Here is a 15,453-nt window from a genome sequence, read left to right as displayed (position 1 = left end):
CGTCGAGGAGACCAGAAGTCATGACCGAGATCCGCCCGTTCCGCATCGAGATCCCGCAGACCGACATCGACGACCTGCACGACCGGCTGGGCGCGACCCGGTGGCCGGCCGAGATGACCGGCACCGGCTGGGAGCGCGGTGTCCCGGTCAGCTACCTGAAAGAGCTGGCCGAGTACTGGCGCGACGGCTTCGACTGGCGCGCCCGTGAGGCCGAGCTCAACGCGCACCCGCAGTTCGTGACCACCGTCGACGGGATGGACCTGCACTTCCTGCACGTCCGCTCGGCGAACGAGGCCGCGACGCCGCTGGTGCTGCTGCACGGCTGGCCGAGCTCGGTCGTCGAGTTCCTCGACGTGATCCCGCTGCTCACCGACGAGTTCCATCTGGTGATCCCGTCCCTGCCGGGCTTCGGGTTCTCCACGCCGCTGCGGGAGGCCGGCTGGGGCGACCTGACGCGGGTCGCCGGCGCGGTCGCCGAGCTGATGACGCGGCTGGGCTACCCACGCTTCGGCGCCCAGGGCGGTGACGTCGGTGCTGGCGTGGTGAGCCTGCTGGCGATGTCGCACCCCGACCGGCTGGTCGGCACGCACATCAACGGACCGGCACCGTATCCGTTCGGGCCACCGGTCGAGACGGACGGACTGTCCGCCGCGGATCGGGTGCGGGCGGAGCGCTTCAACACCTTCCGCGAGGACGGAATCGGATACCTCGCCCAGCAGGCGACCCGCCCGCAGACCCTGGCGTACGGACTCAGCGACTCACCGGTCGAGCAGCTCGCGTGGATCGCGGAGAAGTTCCGGGAGTGGACCGACCCGGCCGCCGAGCTGCCTGAGGACGCCGTCGGCCGTGACCGCCTGCTGACCAACGTGAGCGTCTACTGGTTCACCGCCAGCGGCGCGTCGGCCGCGCACATCGTCTACGAGGGGATGCAGGCGTTCAAGCAGTTCATGGCCGCCGCGGCGAGCGACGGTCACGACGCGGTGAGCGATGGCGAGCGGCCGGTGCCGCCGCCGGGTGCGGTCGCCGTCTTCGCCGCCGACACCTCGATCCGGCACCTCGTCGACCCCATGGGGTCGGTGGTGCGCTGGACGGAGTTCGAGCGCGGCGGGCACTTCGCCGCGCTGGAAGCGCCGGATCTGCTGGCTGCGGACGTCGTCGGGTTCTTCAGCGGCCGGCGCTGACGCCGGCCTCCGCCCGAACCCGGACCCGGAACAACTCTGGTATTCTAAGTGAACAGAAGGTGAACAACGCCTGACGCAGAGATGGCCGAAGGGAGCGGGTATGGCGACGCAAGCATTGGTCCGGCGCACCGGACTCGTGGCCCGGTGGGTGATGGTGACGGACATCTCCGGGCACGAGCGGACGGAGCTGCGCTGGGTCGTCGCCCCGGCCGAGGCCGACACTCGGCGTGGGAGCGTACGCGCGGCGTGACCGGCTCACAAGGCGCCGAGTGGCGCGACGTGCACGCCGGACTTCTCGCACACCCACTGCGGATCGGGTCCGAGCTCGGGCTCGATCCGCAGTTCGTGCGGGTCCGTCTCATTGCACGAGCGGCAGCGCGGCCACCGCCCCACCCCGCCGTCCAGCAGTCGGTCCTGGACGTCCTGCGCCACCTGGCCGGCCACCAGGTCGGCACCGTCGGGCCACTGCTCGACCCACCAGCGCCGCTCGGTGACGGCGGAGTCCAGGGCGTCGACCGCCGCCGGCACGTCGAGCCGGCGCGCGCCGAGGTCGCGCAGCACCAGCGCCCGTGCCGTGAGGATCACATCGTCGACCACGATGTCGATCGTGCCATTTCGCTGGCACACTTATCCACGTGCGTCCGCTCCTGGAGATCATCGCGCTGGGTCCCGGCGACGCGTCCGGCGCGGTCGAGGGGGGTGCCGACCGGCTCGAGGTCGTCGCCGACATGGACTCCGACGGCCTGACGCCCAGCCTCGAGACCGTGCGCGATCTCAAGCGCGCCTGCGACCTGCCGCTGCGTGTCATGCTGCGGGCCAACGACGGCTTCTCCACCAGCGGGTCGGAGCTCGCCCGGCTCAAGATCGCCGCGTATCAGCTGGCCGCCGCCGGCGCCGACGGGTTCGTGCTGGGCTTCCTGGGCCTGAACGCCGAGGTCGACGTGGAGGCCACGCTCGCCCTGGTCGACGAGCTCGGCGGACGGCCGTGGACGTTCCACCGCGCCATCGACCACAGCCTCGACCACGATGACGCGTGGGAGATCGTGCCCGGCCTGCCCGGCCTCGACGCCATCCTCACCGCCGGCTCCCCGCGCGGTGTCGGCTCCGGCCTGGACGAGCTGTGCACCCGTGCCACCGGTGATGCCAAGGCCGCCCGGCTCATCATGGCCGGCGGCGACCTGGAGCCTGGCCATGTGCCGTGGCTGGCGCGAGCCGGGGTCCGGCAGTTCCACGTCGGCAGCCGGGTCCGGCCCAGCGGCTCGTGGCGGGCCTACGTCGACGCCGCCCTCGTGCGGTCGTGGCGCAACCTGATCGACGACGCCGTCGGCGCGGCCCTGTGAGGGTCGGTCAAGATCTGAGGTTCTCTGGGGAGCGCACGCAGTGGTTGCCTGACCCGAACGGCCAGGGGTGAATGTAGGCATGATCCTCATCGACCCGCCGGCCTGGCCGGCGCACGGCCGGCTGTGGTCGCACCTGGTCTCGGACCACTCCTTCGACGAGCTGCACGAGTTCGCGGCGCGGCTCGGCCTGCCGCCGCGGGGTTTCGACGGCGACCACTACGACATCCCCGCCTCCGATTACCAGCGGGCCGTCGACGCCGGCGCGTTGCCGGTGCGCAGCCGCGAGATCGTCGCCCGCCTGCGCGCGGCTGGGCTGCGCCGCCGCAAGCGCCGCCAGCACTGACCCCGGGGCACGACGCCGACCCGGCCGGTGCCGCGCACCGGTGGGCTGCGCGCCGGCCCTCGGCTCGCCCTGTGCCGCCCTTGGCGCGTCATGTCACGCCCTTCTGCCGCATTCGTAGGTCGGTGCCGTTTGCATCGCGATGCCGGTGCGGACTGGTGCCGTGACCCGGCCGGTCACGTCAGCGGCCGCGTCGACCCGGTTTCCGCCCCGGGGGCCTTGGGCCGTGGATCCGGCGCCTGGTCAACCGCAGCAATCTCACACCGTGGCCTCGAAATGATCACGTTCAGCAGGATCACCCGAGCCTCACCATGATTGCGAGCATGGTGTGACACGAGATCTCGTGCTGAACGTGATCATTTCGGGGTACCGCGGACCCACGGCGGCAGCAGCACAGCCTCATATCACGGCGTGACGTACGTCACGGCGCGGCGGCGCGCAGCAGCACCAGCTCGGTCTGGAGGTTGTGCCGCGCCGGTTGCTCCCAGCGCCGCCGCCCGTGCTCGGTGCGGTACAGCTCCGGCCGGCCCAGCAGGCCCTCCAGGACGGCGGCCCGGCCGGCGGCGAAGTCGGCGTCGGACACGTGCGCGTAGTCGTCGCGGACGGCGGCCGCGTATGCCGCGTACTCGCTCGGCGCACCGGCCAGGACGGCGAGATCGGCGTCGCACAGCACCGCGGCGTTGGCGTCGCCGGGCGCGGGGTCGTGCTCGATGGTGGCCAGGACCAGGCGCTCCACCTCGTCGACCCGCTCGGATGACACACCGAGCGAGGCCAACACGTCACGCGCGAGGGCGGCGCTGGCCCGCTCGTCGTCGCCGGGACGTCCCTCGTAGACGGCGTCGTGGAACCAGGCGGCGAGCCGGACCGCGTCGGCGTCGTCCGCGCAGTGGGCCAGCTCGTCGACGGCGTCCAGCACCGCCCGCAGGTGGCCGATCGAGTGATAGTGCCGATGCGGCTCCCGCCAGCGGGTGAGCAGCTCCTCCGCCGCTGCCGTGGCAGCCGGTGCGGTGCCGGCCAGCGCGGACCATCGCTGCCGCAAATCGTCCATGAAGCCATCATCGCGGTACACTTCGACACAGCACAGGGCTACGGCGTGACCTGGTGGAGGGAGGCACGCCGCTGAAGTGTCCGCTGTGGAGCCCTGTCGTGTCGCCTCTCACCTCCTACCGCCGTCTGCTGGCCCTCGCCGGCCCGCGCTACGTCGTCATCGCCTTCCTCGGCCGGCTGCCGCTCGCCATGAGCCAGCTCGGCACCCTGCTGCTTGTCTCCGACGCCACCGGCCGGTACACCGCCGGTGGGCTGGCCGCGGGCGCGCTGGCCGTGGCCAACGCCGTCGGCGCCCCGATGGCCGGCGCCCTCGCCGACCGCGTCGGCCAGCGGCCGGTGGTCCTGGCGCAGTCGCTGGCCGCGGGCGTGGCGCTCGCGGTACTCGTCGCCGCCGTCCAGGCCGGCGCGTCCACGCCGGCGCTGGTGGCGTCGGCCGCGGTCGCCGGCCTCACCATGCCGCAGGTGGGTCCGTTGGCGCGAACCCGCTGGCGGCCCATCACCCACCGTGCCGGGGCCCACCAGCGGCGCCTGGTCGACGCCGCGTTCTCCTACGAGGGCGCCGCCGATGAGGCGTCGTTCGTGCTGGGGCCCGCGCTGGTCGGGCTCGGCGCCGTCCTGCTCAGCCCGAGCGGCGCCCTGCTGGCCGCGGCCAGCCTGCTCATGGTGTTCGGGTCGTGGTTCGCGCTGCATCCGACCGCGCGGCTCGCACACACTCTACGTCCGGCCGCCGACCATGGCACCGGGCGGTTGGTCACCGCCGCGTTCCTGGCCCTGGCGCTGGCACAGCTGCTGATCGGGATGATCTTCGGCGCGACCCAGACCGGGACGACGGCCCTGGCCACCGCCGAAGGGCGCCCGGGCCTGGCCGGGCTCGTGCACGCGCTGCTCGGTGTCGGCAGCGTGCTGGCCGGCCTGGCCACCGCGGCGCTGCCCGAGCGGTTCGGATACCAGCGCCGCATCCTGGTGTTCTCCGGCGCGCTGATGATGCTGTCGACGCCGCTCTTGCTGGTCGGTTCGCTGGCGGCGCTCGTGCCCGCGGTCCTGGTGCTGGGGCTGGCGGTCGCTCCGTACATGATCAGCGTCTTCGCCGCCGCCGAGCACCTGGTGCCGCCCTACCGCGTCGGCGCTGCCATGACCGTGCTGGCCGGCGCCACCGGCATCGGCTACGCCATCGGCTCCGGGGTGGCCGGCCGGCTGGCCGACCTCGGCGGCCACCGGCCGGCGTTCGCCGTCACGGTGACCGCCGCGACGGTGGCACTGGTCGCGGCGGCCGTCCGGGCACGGGGCACGACGGAACGCGGTGCGGAGACTCCCGCCGTCACCACTCGCGGTGCGCTGGCAGCAACGTCCCGGGATTGAGGTTGCGGCCCGGGTCCACGGCGCGCAGCAACCCGGCCATGACCTCGGTGCCGGCGCTGGAGATGTCGTCCTCCAGCCAGTGGGCGTGGTCGGTCCCGACGCCGTGGTGGTGCGAGATGGTGGCGTCGTTGTCGACGAAGGACTGCTGGATGGCCCGCTTCACCACCCAGTACTGCTCGATCTGCTCGGCGGCGACGTCGCTGCTGGGCGGGAAGGCGAAGGTGAAGTAGAGGCACGCGCCGGAGTGGTAGCTGTGCGACAGGTGGCACATCACGAAGCCCATGACACCGAGTTCGGCGAAGGCGTCGGTGGCGGCGCGGACGGTGTTGGCGTAGAGGTCCATCAGCTTGGACCACGGCGCCGCGGTCTCCGACACGTCGCCGAGGGCGCCGATGTCAAGCAGGAAGTCGCGGATGTACGGGGTGTCGAACTTCTTCTGGTCGTACAACGCGCCCGGGCCCTTGCCGAGCTTGATGCCGCCGTGTTTGCGCACGATCTTGCCGACGATGGACTTCTCGTACTTGAGGTGGTCGTCGTCGCCCTCGTAGCCGATGTAGGACAGACAGGCCGCGTTCAGGTCCCAGCCGCGCCGCTCCAGGACGTTGAAGAGGATCGGCCCGGCCTTCGCGGCCAGCCCTTTCGACGGCTTCTGCATGGACAGCGAGAACGCGGTCTCGTTGGCGTCGGAGACCCGGGTGACCGTCGGCGACGCGTCGGACTCGGTGATGGCGTGCATGGCCGCCAGCCCGGCCGCCCAGGTGGGGAAGAGGTAGGCGACGATCTCGCGGTTCTTCGGCAGCCGGTGCACGTTGACCCAGACCTCGGTGATGACACCGAGGCGGCCCTCCGAGCCGAGGATCATCTCGCGCACGCTCGGCCCCGAGGAGGTGCTGGGCAGGGGCCGCAACGCGATGACCTTGCCGGGCAGCACGACCCGCATGCCCCGGGTGATGTCGCTGATGTCGCCGTACTTGTCCGACTGCATGCCGCTGCTGCGCGTCGCGACCCAGCCGCCGAGGGTGGAGTGACGGAAGCTGTCGGGCTGGTGGCCGGTGGTCCAGCCGCGGGAGTTGAGCTGGTCCTCGAGGTCCGGTCCGAGCACGCCGGCTTGGACGCGGGCCAGCCCGGCGGCCTCGTCGACCTCGAGCACCCGGTTGAGCCGGCCGAGGTCGAGCGAGACGACCACGCGCTTCTCGTCCACCGGCGGGGTCAGCGACCCGGAGATGTTGGAGCCGCCGCCGAACGGGATCAGCACGCCGTCCGCCGCGACCACCGCGTCGACCACCTGGCGCACCTGGTCCTCGTCGGCGGGGTAGACGATGGCGTCGGGCACCCGCGGCAGGTCGCTGGCGCGCACCCGAACCAGGTCGACCAGGCCCTTGCCGTAGGTGTGTACGACGCGGTCCATGTCGTCGGTGCCGACGTAGGCGTCGCCGACGGCCGCGCGCAGCACACTGGCGAGGTCGCCGTCCAGCAGTGACGCCGGGACCTTGAGATCCTCGAAGGCCGGCGGTGGGGTGCCGGGCGCGTTGAGGTCGATGCCGACCTTCTCCATCACGAACGGAGCCAGCTTCGGCTTGTCTTCGTGGGTGAAGGTGATGCCCTCGACCCCCCAGCCCCACCACTTCTGGTGCTGCACACCGGTCACGACGCCTCCTCCTTCTGAGTGCGCTCGCTGGAATGGTCCTGGGGCCGCGCCTCGTGGCGGGTCAGGTCCGGTTTGGCGTTGGGGTCCCCGGTCGCCAGCATCGCCGCCACCTGAGCCTCCAGCCGATCATTGAGGTCGCGCACCCGCTCGCCCGGCTGCGGCCGGATCGGGGCGCCGACGAGGAGCGTCACCGGCGGCCGGCCCGGGACCGGCCAGAAGTGGCCCACCGGCATGGCCTGGTCGGTGCCGACGATGGCCACCGGGATGCACGGGACGTCCTGGGTGATGCTCAGCGCCGCGGCGCCCGGCTTGAACCTCTTGACGCCGTTCTCGGTGTTGCGCCGGGTGCCCTCGGGGAAGATCACCACGGGGACGTTCTCGCTGAGAAGCTGGTTCGCCAATCCCTTGCCCTTGCCCATGTCGGCGTTGGTGCGGCTGACCGGATAGGTGTTGAAGAACAGCGACGTGGTCGCCTTCATCCACTTGCGCCGGTAGAAGTAGTCGGCGGCCGCGTTGACGGCCAGCGTGCGCGTGTAGCGCCGCGGCAGCGCCGTCACCAGGAGCGGGGCGTCGAGGTGGCTGCTGTGGTTGGCGACGACGACGAACGGCGCGGACACGCCGTCGAGGTTCTCCGCGCCACGCACCGACACCTTGGTGACGGCGTGCACGACCGGCCGCAGCACCAGCCGCTGGGCGACGAACCGTGCCCAGCGGTGCCAGGCCGCGTGGTACCTCTTCGTACTCGTCATGCCGCTCACCGCCGCCCGCTGACCAGTCTGGCCGTGACCCGCCGCACCGCCGCCCGGGGTGCGTGCTCGGCCAACCAGGCCAGCACCTTGAACCGAGCCGACGGTACCGAACGTGCCCGCCCCTTCTCGACATCGGCCAGGCAGCCGGCGACCACGTGGTCGGCCTGGAGCCACAGCGACGACGGGATCGAGCCGGTGCGGATGCCGGCCCGTTGGTGGAACTCGGTGCGCACCCAGCCCGGCAGCAGCACTGTGACCTGCACCCCGGTGCCGGACAGCTCCAGCGACAGGCTCTCGGAGTAGGTGCGCACGAACGACTTGACCGCCGAGTAGCCGCCCATGGTGATGAGGCCGGCCACCGACGAGACGTTGATGATCACGCCGCCGCCGCGCTCGCGCATGGTGCGGGCGGCCGCAGCGCCCAGCACCAGGACGGCGGTGATCATCAGGTCGATCGCGTGCTCGTGCTCGGAGGTGTCCTCGACCGCGAGCGGCGAGTGAACCCCCTTGCCGGCGTTGTTGACGAAGACGTCGATCGGGGCGGCGGGGTCGGCCAGGCGGGCTGCGACGTCGTCGACCTGCTCGCGGACGGCGAGGTCGGCCGGGAGGATCTCCACTTGCACACCGTGCCGGCCGCGCAGGGCGTCAGCGGTCTCCTTGAGCCGTTCGGCGTCGCGGGCCACCAGGACCAGATCGCACCCGCGCGCGGCCAAGGCCTCGGCGAAGGCCAGCCCGATGCCCGACGTCCCGCCGGTCACCATTGCCCGGCCGGTGAGCTTCGGACCGCCGGTCATCCCCGTCGCGCTCCCTTGATGCTGCGCAGCACCGGTGTCAGCCGGCCCTCGGCGGTGGTGGTCCAGCTGTGGACCGGCCAGCGCTTGGACTTGGCGTAGCGGTAGAGGCTGGCGTCGGGGTTGACGGCGTTGGGATGGCCGACCATCTCGAGCCAGGAACGATCGGCGTAGCTGTCGCCGTACGCGTACGAGCCGGCGAGGTCGAGACCCTCGCTGCGGGCGTACCGGCGCAGCCAGGCCGCCCGCGCCTCGCCCACCAGCGGCGGCGTGGCCAGGTGCCCGGTCCACCGGCCGGTCGGGTCGGACTCCATGCGCCCAGCCACCATGACGTCGAACAGCGGCGCCAGTGGCTCGACGAACACGTCGATCTCGCCAGTCAGCAGGACGGTGCGGTGCCCGGCCTCGCGGTGCGCGCGGATGCGCTCCAGCGCCTGCTCGAACAGGCCGCGGTGCAGCGAGACCGTGACCTCGTCGGCGATGATCTTGCGCAGCTCGTCCTCGTGGACGCCCTCGTAGCGGCGCATGAACGTGCGGATGAAGTCGCCCCGGTCGCGCCGTTCGGCCTGCAGGTAGCGCGGCCCGAGCGCGACGAGGTTGCTCATGACGACCGGCCAGCGCGACAGCGGCTTCGCGGCCAGCTCGATCCAGACGTAGTGTTCGACCAGCGTGGCCGCCGCGACCGTGCGCTGCAGGTCGAAGACCGCCATGACGTCGGTGCGGGCGGGCAGGTCCGGCCGCAGGGTGGCCGGGCCGCCACCGTCGCCGGAACCGCCGCGGGTCAGGCCGGGCACGCCCGGGATGTGGATCTTCTGCAGGTAGTGCGCCCAGTCGATCTCGGTGACGTCGAAGCCGTGGTCGGCCTTGCGGTCGTCGGGCAGCGCCGCGTGCAGGGTCCGCAGCTGGGCGTCGTCGAAGATGACCTCGGTTTCGGTGTACGGCTGGTACAGCGAGGTGAACTTGCGCAGGGTTTCCAGGTCGCGCCGGGTGCGGTAGATGGCGGAGATCCAGGAGCGGGTGCGGTCGCCGGGCGGCAGCCGGTCGACGGCCCGGTCTGCGAAGTTGACAGCCTTTTCGCGACGGCGCAGCGCCCGCTCGACCACCCCGCGGTGCGGGAAGGACCACGACGGCACGGCGAGGTAGCCGCCCTTGGCGTCCTTGAGCGGGTTCGCCTCGAAGTACTCCCGGACCAGCCGCAGCAGCCGGCCGAACGGCAGCGGGTTGGTGATGCCGGAGCTGACCTGCAGGTACCGGACCTCGCCAATCGGAGGCCGCGACTGTGCTGCTGCGATGATCGCGTTGACCACGAAGTCGACCGGTATGACGTCGAGCACGGTGTCGGCCAGCGCCGGGAACTGCGGCAGGAGTCCGCGTCCGTAGGCGGCGATCAGCGGGTCGGCCACCTTGAAGCCGTCGATCCAGCCCGGGTAGGGATGCTTGAGCGCGGACTCGATGATGGTGGGGCGCACGACGGAGAGCCGGTTACCGGCCCCGGCCCACAGGTCCTCGGCGACCCGCTCGCCCAGCGCCTTGGTGAAGGTGTAGACGTCCGGCCAGCCGAGGCTCTGGGCCCGGGTTCGGCCGGCCTCGATCAGCTGGTCGCGCACCCAGTTCTGGCGGGCCTGCTCGGCGGCCTCGGTGACCACCCGGGCGCCCGCCCGGCCGTGATCGTCGCGGGCCTTCGCGACCAGCCTGCCGAGCAGTCGTGGATTGCGCGACAGCCGCTCGACATCGGCGCGGGCGGCCAGCGCGTGCTCCAGTTCGGCCTGGCGGTCGACCTCGTGCTCCAGCGAGCGCTCCTCGGCGATGCCCTTGCGCAGCCCCGCCACGTAGCTGGTGGAGACGTGCACGACGTGCGGCCGCGTGCCGCTGTCGAGGAGCGCCCGGTACAGCGACTGCGGCCCGGCGACGTTGGACGTGAAGGCCTCGTCGATGGGCAGGTCGAAGGAGACCGTCGAGGCGGAGTGGACGACGACGTCGAGGTCGGCCGGTAGCGGCGGCACGTCGCCGAGCTCACCCTCGATGACGCGGACCCGCTCGCGGAACTCGCGCAGCGCGGTCTCCTCGCCGACGGCGTCGCGCCACGGGCCGAAGACCGGCTTGCGGAACAGCCGCTCCATCCGCTGCTCGCCACTCAAGGCGCCGCGTCGCCGGACGAGCACGCTGACGCGGATGCCGGGATACGCGGAGAGCAGCTTCTCGAGGACCGCCTGGCCGACGAAACCGGTGGCGCCGGTGAGCAGGACGTGCGCGCCCTCACCCAGCACTGGGGCGGTGCCGCTCGTGGCCGGGCTCACCGGTGGCTTCCCGGGCGGGCATCGCGTACGGCCGGAGTCAGGTCGAAGTCAGATGCCATGCGCCCTCCCCAGGCAGGTGCCGTCGCTCGCGCCGAGCGAATCTCGGGGGGTGCCGATGACCCCTTACGCGGTGCAGAGAATACACAGAATGTAGCTCTTCGCGGGCATCGGGACCCTATCCCCCCTGGTGGACCAGTGGTTCCCGGCTGGTGAGAGGCTCCGGCAAAGCGTCGTCGTGCACCACGGTGAGCGAGGAGGCCGCCCGGGTCAGCACCACGTAGAGGCGGCGCAGCCCGCTCGGCTCGGCCGCGACGATCCGGGCCGGCTCGATGACGATCACGTGGTCGTACTCCAAGCCCTTGGCGAGCGTTGCGGGCACGACGGTGACGCGGGCGTCGTCGGCGAGCCGTCCGTGCTCGACCCCGGCCGCCGTCAGTGCCGCGGCGGCCTGGTCGGCCATGTCGTCGGCCGCTATGACGCCGATCGAGCCGATCCTCGTGGCCACGTCGGCGGCCGCATCGGCCACCGCCGCGAGCAGGTCGCCGTCTGCGGCCACCACGTCCAGCCGCCCCGGGTTGGAGCGCACCGCCTCCGGCGGCTCGATGCCCGGCGCGATGAACGGCAGCAGTCGTGCGGCGAAGTCGACCACCGCGGCGGGTACCCGGTAGCCCTTGCGCAACACTTCCAGGTGGGCGTCTTCGCGGCCGAGATGACGCAGCGCGTCCGGCCACGACGGCGTCGCCCACGGCGTCGTGCCCTGGGCGATGTCGCCGAGGACGGTGAGCGAGCCGGTGCCGGCCCGGCGGGCGACCGCGCGCAGCTCCATCGGCGAGAGGTCCTGCGCCTCGTCGAGTACGACGTGTCCGACGCCCGGCACCCGCTCCAGCGCGGCAGCGGCCTCGTCGACGAGGACGGCATCGGCCGGCGACCAGGGCGCCGACTTCGGGCCGCGAGCCGGCTTGGACCACAGCAGCCGGGCCTGCTCGTCGGCGTCGAGGATCCCGGCTGCGGCGACGGCGAGCAGCTCCGGCTCGCTGAGCAGCCGCAGCACCAGCTTCACCGGGTCCAGCGCCGGCCACAGTTCGTCCACGTACGCCTTCACCGGCCGGGACCGGGCCACCGCGTTCTGGACACGGTCGTCGGTGATCTCGCCGGCGGCCTCCATCCGCAGCAGGATGCGGTGCGCCAGCCGCTGCCCGAGCAGGGACCGCGCCGTCGTGTACCCGTCGCCGCGCCCGCGCAGCACCGCGATCGCCTCGACCACCTCGTGCACCGGGACCCGCCAGCGCCGGGTGCCGCGCGTGACGTACAGCGTCTCGGCCGGCTCGCCGACGTGCGACCACACCGCCCGCCGGATCACCTCGGCCATCCGCTCGTCGCCCTTGAGCGCCGCGACCTGGGGGGTGTCCGTGACCCGCGGTGGCACCCCCGTACCGTCGACCAGCTCGGCGACTGTCACCTGGCGCACGTCCACCTCGCCGAGCGTCGGCAGCACCTGGGCGATGTAGTGCAGGAACGCCTGGTTCGGGCCGATGACCAGCACGCCGGTGCGGGCCAGCCGGTCGCGGTAGGTGTGCAGCAGGTACGCGGCGCGGTGGAGCCCGACCGCTGTCTTTCCGGTGCCCGGTGCGCCCTGCACGCACACGGTCCGCTCCAGGCTCGTGCGCACCACCTCGTCCTGCTCGGGCTGGATCGTGGCGACGATGTCGCGCATCGGCCCGACGCGGGGCCGCTCGATCTCCTCGGTCAGGATGCGGCTGGTGATGTCCGCCTCTCTGGTGTCGAGCAGGTGCTCGTCTTCGTACGAGGTGAGCTCACCCTCGGCGAACCCGTACCGCCGGCGCAGCACCACGCCGTGCGGGTCGTTGCGGGTGGCCCGGTAGAACGCACGGGACACGTCGGCCCGCCAGTCGACCACCATCGGGTCGCCGTTGCCGTCCATGACGTGCCGCCGGCCGATGTGGAACGACTCGTGGGTCTCCTCGCGGCCGTGGCCCGGTTCGACGCGGTCGATGCGGCCGAAGAACAGCGGCAGCGACGGATCGTCCTCCAGCGCCTTCGCGCGGCGGTAGAGCGCGGCCTTCAGGTACTCGGTGGAGACGTGGTCGCCGCCCTGCGCGTTGAGCGACAAGGTGTGCTCGCGCATCGCGCGCAGGTCCGCGCGGGCGCGGAGCAGGTGCTCTCGCTCGGCCAGGAGTGTGGGATCGGTCGCGGACACGGGGGACGGCCTCCTCGGGCTCGGCGGAAGATGGGGCGTTTCCGACGGCCCGGTGACCCGGTCCGGTCGCGAAGGGCACAAGACCTTAGTGCAGATCCCCGCCGCGCGCCACCACATGAGTCTCCTCTGCTGCTTCCGTGGCTGCGCGCGGCCCCGGAATGATCACGTTCAGCACGAGATCTCGTGTCACACCATGCTCGCAATCATGGTGAGGCTCGGGCAGGGCTCGTGATGACGGGGCCGGCCGGCCAGTCTGACGGGGGGTCAGGTGTCGCGCAGGACGTCTTCGGCGTCGGCGATCTCGTACGCGTAGCCCTGCTCGGCGAGGAACCGCTGCCGGTGCTGGGCGAAGTCCTGGTCGACGGTGTCGCGGACGATGACGGAGTAGAACCGGGCCGTGCGACCGTCGGCCTTGGGACGCAGGATGCGACCAAGGCGTTGCGCCTCCTCCTGGCGCGAGCCGAAGGTCCCGGACACCTGGATGGCGACGCTTGCCTCGGGCAGGTCGATGGAGAAGTTGGCGACCTTGCTGACGACCAGCGTGGTGAGCTCGCCGGAGCGGAACGCTTCGAACAGTCGCTGCCGCTCGCGGACCGTGGTCTCGCCCTTGACGACCGGCGCGTCGAGGCGCTCGCCGAGCTCGTCGAGCTGGTCGATGTACTGACCGATGATCAGGGTCGGCTCGCCGGCATGCCGCTTCGCCAGGCCCTCCACGACGCGGGTCTTGGCGTCGGTGCAGGAGGCGAGGCGGTAGCGCTCGTCCGGCTCGGCGGTGGCGTAGGCGAGCCGCTCGCCGTCGGAGAGGGTGACCCGCACCTCGACGCAGTCGGCCGGCGCGATGTAGCCCTGGTTCTCGATCTCCTTCCAGGGCGCGTCATAACGTTTGGGGCCGATGAGGGTGAAGACGTCGTCCTCGCGGCCGTCCTCGCGCACCAGCGTGGCGGTGAGCCCGAGCCGGCGGCGCGCCTGCAGGTTGGCCGTCATCCGGAAGATCGGAGCGGGCAGCAGGTGCACCTCGTCGTAGACGATGAGGCCCCAGTCGCGCGCGTCGAGGAGCTCGAGGTGGGTGTAGACGCCCTTCCGCCGGGTGGTGAGCACTTGGTAGGTGGCGATGGTGACCGGGCGGATCTCCTTCTTGGCGCCGGAGTACTCGCCGATCTCGTCCTCGGTGAGGCTGGTGCGGCGCACCAGCTCGTCGCGCCACTGGCGGGCGGCGACGGTGTTCGTGACCAGGATCAGCGTGGTCGCCTGTGCGCGGGCCATCGCGGCCGCGCCGACGAGGGTCTTGCCCGCGCCGCACGGCAGCACCACCACGCCGGAGCCGCCGTGCCAGAAGCCGTCGGCGGCGTCGCGCTGGTAGGGGCGCAGTGCCCAGGTGGTCTCGTCCAGCGCGATCGAGTGCGCCTCGCCGTTGACGTAGCCGGCCAGGTCCTCGGCCGGCCAGCCGAGCTTGACCAGAGCCTGCTTGAGGTTGCCCCGCTCCGAGGGATGTACGACGACGGTGTCCTCGGAGACGCGGGCGCCAACGAGCGGCGTCACGCGCTTGGAGCGCAGCACCTCCTCGAGCACCGCGCGGTCGCTGGTGACGAGGACCAGCCCGTGCACCGGGTGGGCCTCCAGCCGCAGCCGGCCATACCGCGCCATTGTCTCGGCGACGTCGACCAGCAGCGCGTGCGGTACCGGATAGCGGGAGTAGGTGAGCAGCGTGTCGACCACCTGCTCGGCGTCGTGGCCGGCGGCGCGGGCGTTCCACAGCCCCAGCGGGGTGAGCCGGTAGGTGTGGACGTGCTCGGGCGCGCGTTCGAGCTCGGCGAAGGGCGCGATGGCACGCCGGCAGTCGCCGGACTGAGGGTGCTCGACCTCGAGGAGGAGGGTCTTGTCGCTCTGGACGATCAGCGGGCCGTCGTTCACGTTCACCATTGTCCCGTACGGTCGGGGGGTGAGCGAAACCGTCGAACGAGTCGACCACGTCGACGACGACCTGCGGGCCTGGATGCTGAGCTGTTGGGTCGACGTCACCAATGCCGGCGGGGCGGTGGGGTTCGTCGCACCCGTCGACGCCGACGACGTCAGGCCCACGCTCGACGAGGCGCTGGCGGGCATGGCGGCCGGCACGACGACAACAGCTCTACTGCGCGTCGACGGCGAGCGGGCCGGCTTCGCCTTCATCGTCGGCACCGACAATCAGCTCTTCCGGCACTGGGCGACGGTGCTGCGGCTGCAGGTCCACCCCCGGTTCCAGGGACGAGGCGCCGGGCGGGTGCTCCTGGAGGGCGTGAGCGACCTCGCCCGCGCCGACGGCCTGGAGTTGCTCCACCTCACCTACCGCGACGGGTTGGGGCTCGGCCGGTTCTACGAGGCCGCCGGCTACCAGGAAGTGGGCCGGCTGCCGGGTATGATCCGGGTCGCGCCGGGCGACGACCGCGACTCGGTGCTCATGGTCCGCAAGGTGTAGCGGGCGGCCGGGTCTCGGGCCGGGGCGG

The 15,453-nt window shown here is 72.0% G+C and carries 13 protein-coding genes and 1 pseudogene; 6 read left to right on the top strand and 8 right to left on the bottom strand.

The window, feature by feature from the left end; all coding sequences use genetic code 11:
- Positions 1 to 20: 20 nt before the first annotated feature.
- Together E1269_RS11850 and E1269_RS32220 are read left to right on the top strand one after the other, a co-directional pair.
- Positions 21 to 1,181 (top strand): epoxide hydrolase family protein, encoded by a 1,161-nt coding sequence (locus E1269_RS11850; RefSeq protein WP_131894635.1) that lies wholly within the window; start codon positions 21 to 23, stop codon positions 1,179 to 1,181.
- Between the two features lie 100 nt (positions 1,182 to 1,281).
- Positions 1,282 to 1,431: a hypothetical protein gene (locus tag E1269_RS32220; RefSeq protein WP_162606370.1), complete on the top strand. Its 150-nt coding sequence runs from the start codon at positions 1,282 to 1,284 to the stop codon at positions 1,429 to 1,431.
- 5 nt (positions 1,432 to 1,436) lie between these two features.
- Here the strand turns inward: E1269_RS32220 and E1269_RS11845 are convergent, their stop codons facing one another.
- Positions 1,437 to 1,778, bottom strand: coding sequence for a hypothetical protein (locus tag E1269_RS11845; protein WP_239000870.1), 342 nt, complete (start codon positions 1,776 to 1,778; stop codon positions 1,437 to 1,439).
- 38 nt (positions 1,779 to 1,816) lie between these two features.
- On the opposite strand from E1269_RS11845, the gene E1269_RS11840 reads away from it, so the two are divergent.
- Positions 1,817 to 2,521 carry a copper homeostasis protein CutC gene (locus tag E1269_RS11840; RefSeq protein WP_131894633.1) on the top strand — a complete coding sequence of 235 codons (705 nt, stop codon included), beginning with the start codon at positions 1,817 to 1,819 and terminating at the stop codon, positions 2,519 to 2,521.
- Between the two features lie 79 nt (positions 2,522 to 2,600).
- Positions 2,601 to 2,768, top strand: a pseudogene (locus E1269_RS34220) (DUF4031 domain-containing protein); the annotation flags it as partial.
- A 514-nt stretch (positions 2,769 to 3,282) separates the two neighbouring features.
- On the opposite strand, the gene E1269_RS11830 reads toward E1269_RS34220, so the two are convergent.
- Positions 3,283 to 3,909 (bottom strand): HD domain-containing protein, encoded by a 627-nt coding sequence (locus E1269_RS11830; RefSeq protein WP_131894629.1) that lies wholly within the window; start codon positions 3,907 to 3,909, stop codon positions 3,283 to 3,285.
- A gap of 98 nt (positions 3,910 to 4,007) precedes the next feature.
- Between E1269_RS11830 and E1269_RS11825 the strand changes: the two genes are divergently transcribed.
- Complete coding sequence (locus E1269_RS11825; RefSeq protein WP_131894627.1) at positions 4,008 to 5,267, top strand: MFS transporter; 1,260 nt, start codon at positions 4,008 to 4,010, stop codon at positions 5,265 to 5,267.
- Here the strand turns inward: E1269_RS11825 and E1269_RS11820 are convergent.
- The 6 genes from E1269_RS11820 to E1269_RS11795 all read right to left on the bottom strand — a co-directional run bounded on the left by E1269_RS11820 (position 5,227) and on the right by E1269_RS11795 (position 14,890).
- Positions 5,227 to 6,915: an FAD-binding oxidoreductase gene (locus E1269_RS11820; RefSeq protein WP_131894625.1), complete on the bottom strand. Its 1,689-nt coding sequence runs from the start codon at positions 6,913 to 6,915 to the stop codon at positions 5,227 to 5,229. The two genes, E1269_RS11825 and E1269_RS11820, sit on opposite strands and share 41 nt — an antisense overlap.
- Positions 6,912 to 7,664: a lysophospholipid acyltransferase family protein gene (locus E1269_RS11815; protein ID WP_131894623.1), complete on the bottom strand. Its 753-nt coding sequence runs from the start codon at positions 7,662 to 7,664 to the stop codon at positions 6,912 to 6,914. Before E1269_RS11815 ends, E1269_RS11820 begins: the two co-directional genes overlap by 4 nt.
- Before the next feature lie 5 nt (positions 7,665 to 7,669).
- Positions 7,670 to 8,458, bottom strand: a complete 789-nt coding sequence (locus E1269_RS11810; protein WP_131894621.1) for an SDR family NAD(P)-dependent oxidoreductase — start codon at positions 8,456 to 8,458, stop codon at positions 7,670 to 7,672.
- Positions 8,455 to 10,752, bottom strand: a complete 2,298-nt coding sequence (locus tag E1269_RS11805; protein ID WP_203433389.1) for an HAD-IB family hydrolase — start codon at positions 10,750 to 10,752, stop codon at positions 8,455 to 8,457. The genes E1269_RS11810 and E1269_RS11805 overlap by 4 nt, the downstream gene beginning before the upstream one ends.
- A gap of 175 nt (positions 10,753 to 10,927) precedes the next feature.
- The gene (locus E1269_RS11800; protein WP_131894619.1) at positions 10,928 to 13,087 is read right to left on the bottom strand and encodes a HelD family protein; all 2,160 of its coding nucleotides are present in this window, start codon (positions 13,085 to 13,087) and stop codon (positions 10,928 to 10,930) included.
- A gap of 147 nt (positions 13,088 to 13,234) precedes the next feature.
- Entirely contained in the window at positions 13,235 to 14,890 is a 1,656-nt protein-coding gene (locus tag E1269_RS11795; protein WP_420810622.1) for a DNA repair helicase XPB, read from the bottom strand.
- Positions 14,891 to 14,909: 19 nt separating this feature from the next.
- Between E1269_RS11795 and E1269_RS11790 the strand changes: the two genes are divergently transcribed.
- Entirely contained in the window at positions 14,910 to 15,425 is a 516-nt protein-coding gene (locus E1269_RS11790; RefSeq protein ID WP_203433387.1) for a GNAT family N-acetyltransferase, read from the top strand.
- Positions 15,426 to 15,453 lie beyond the last annotated feature (28 nt).

This window comes from Jiangella asiatica (genome assembly GCF_004349065.1).
In the GTDB taxonomy this organism is placed as follows: Bacteria; Actinomycetota; Actinomycetes; order Jiangellales; family Jiangellaceae; genus Jiangella; species Jiangella asiatica.
The sequence above is the reverse complement of the archived record's forward strand: the minus strand, read 5'-3'. Positions and strand labels throughout refer to the sequence as shown.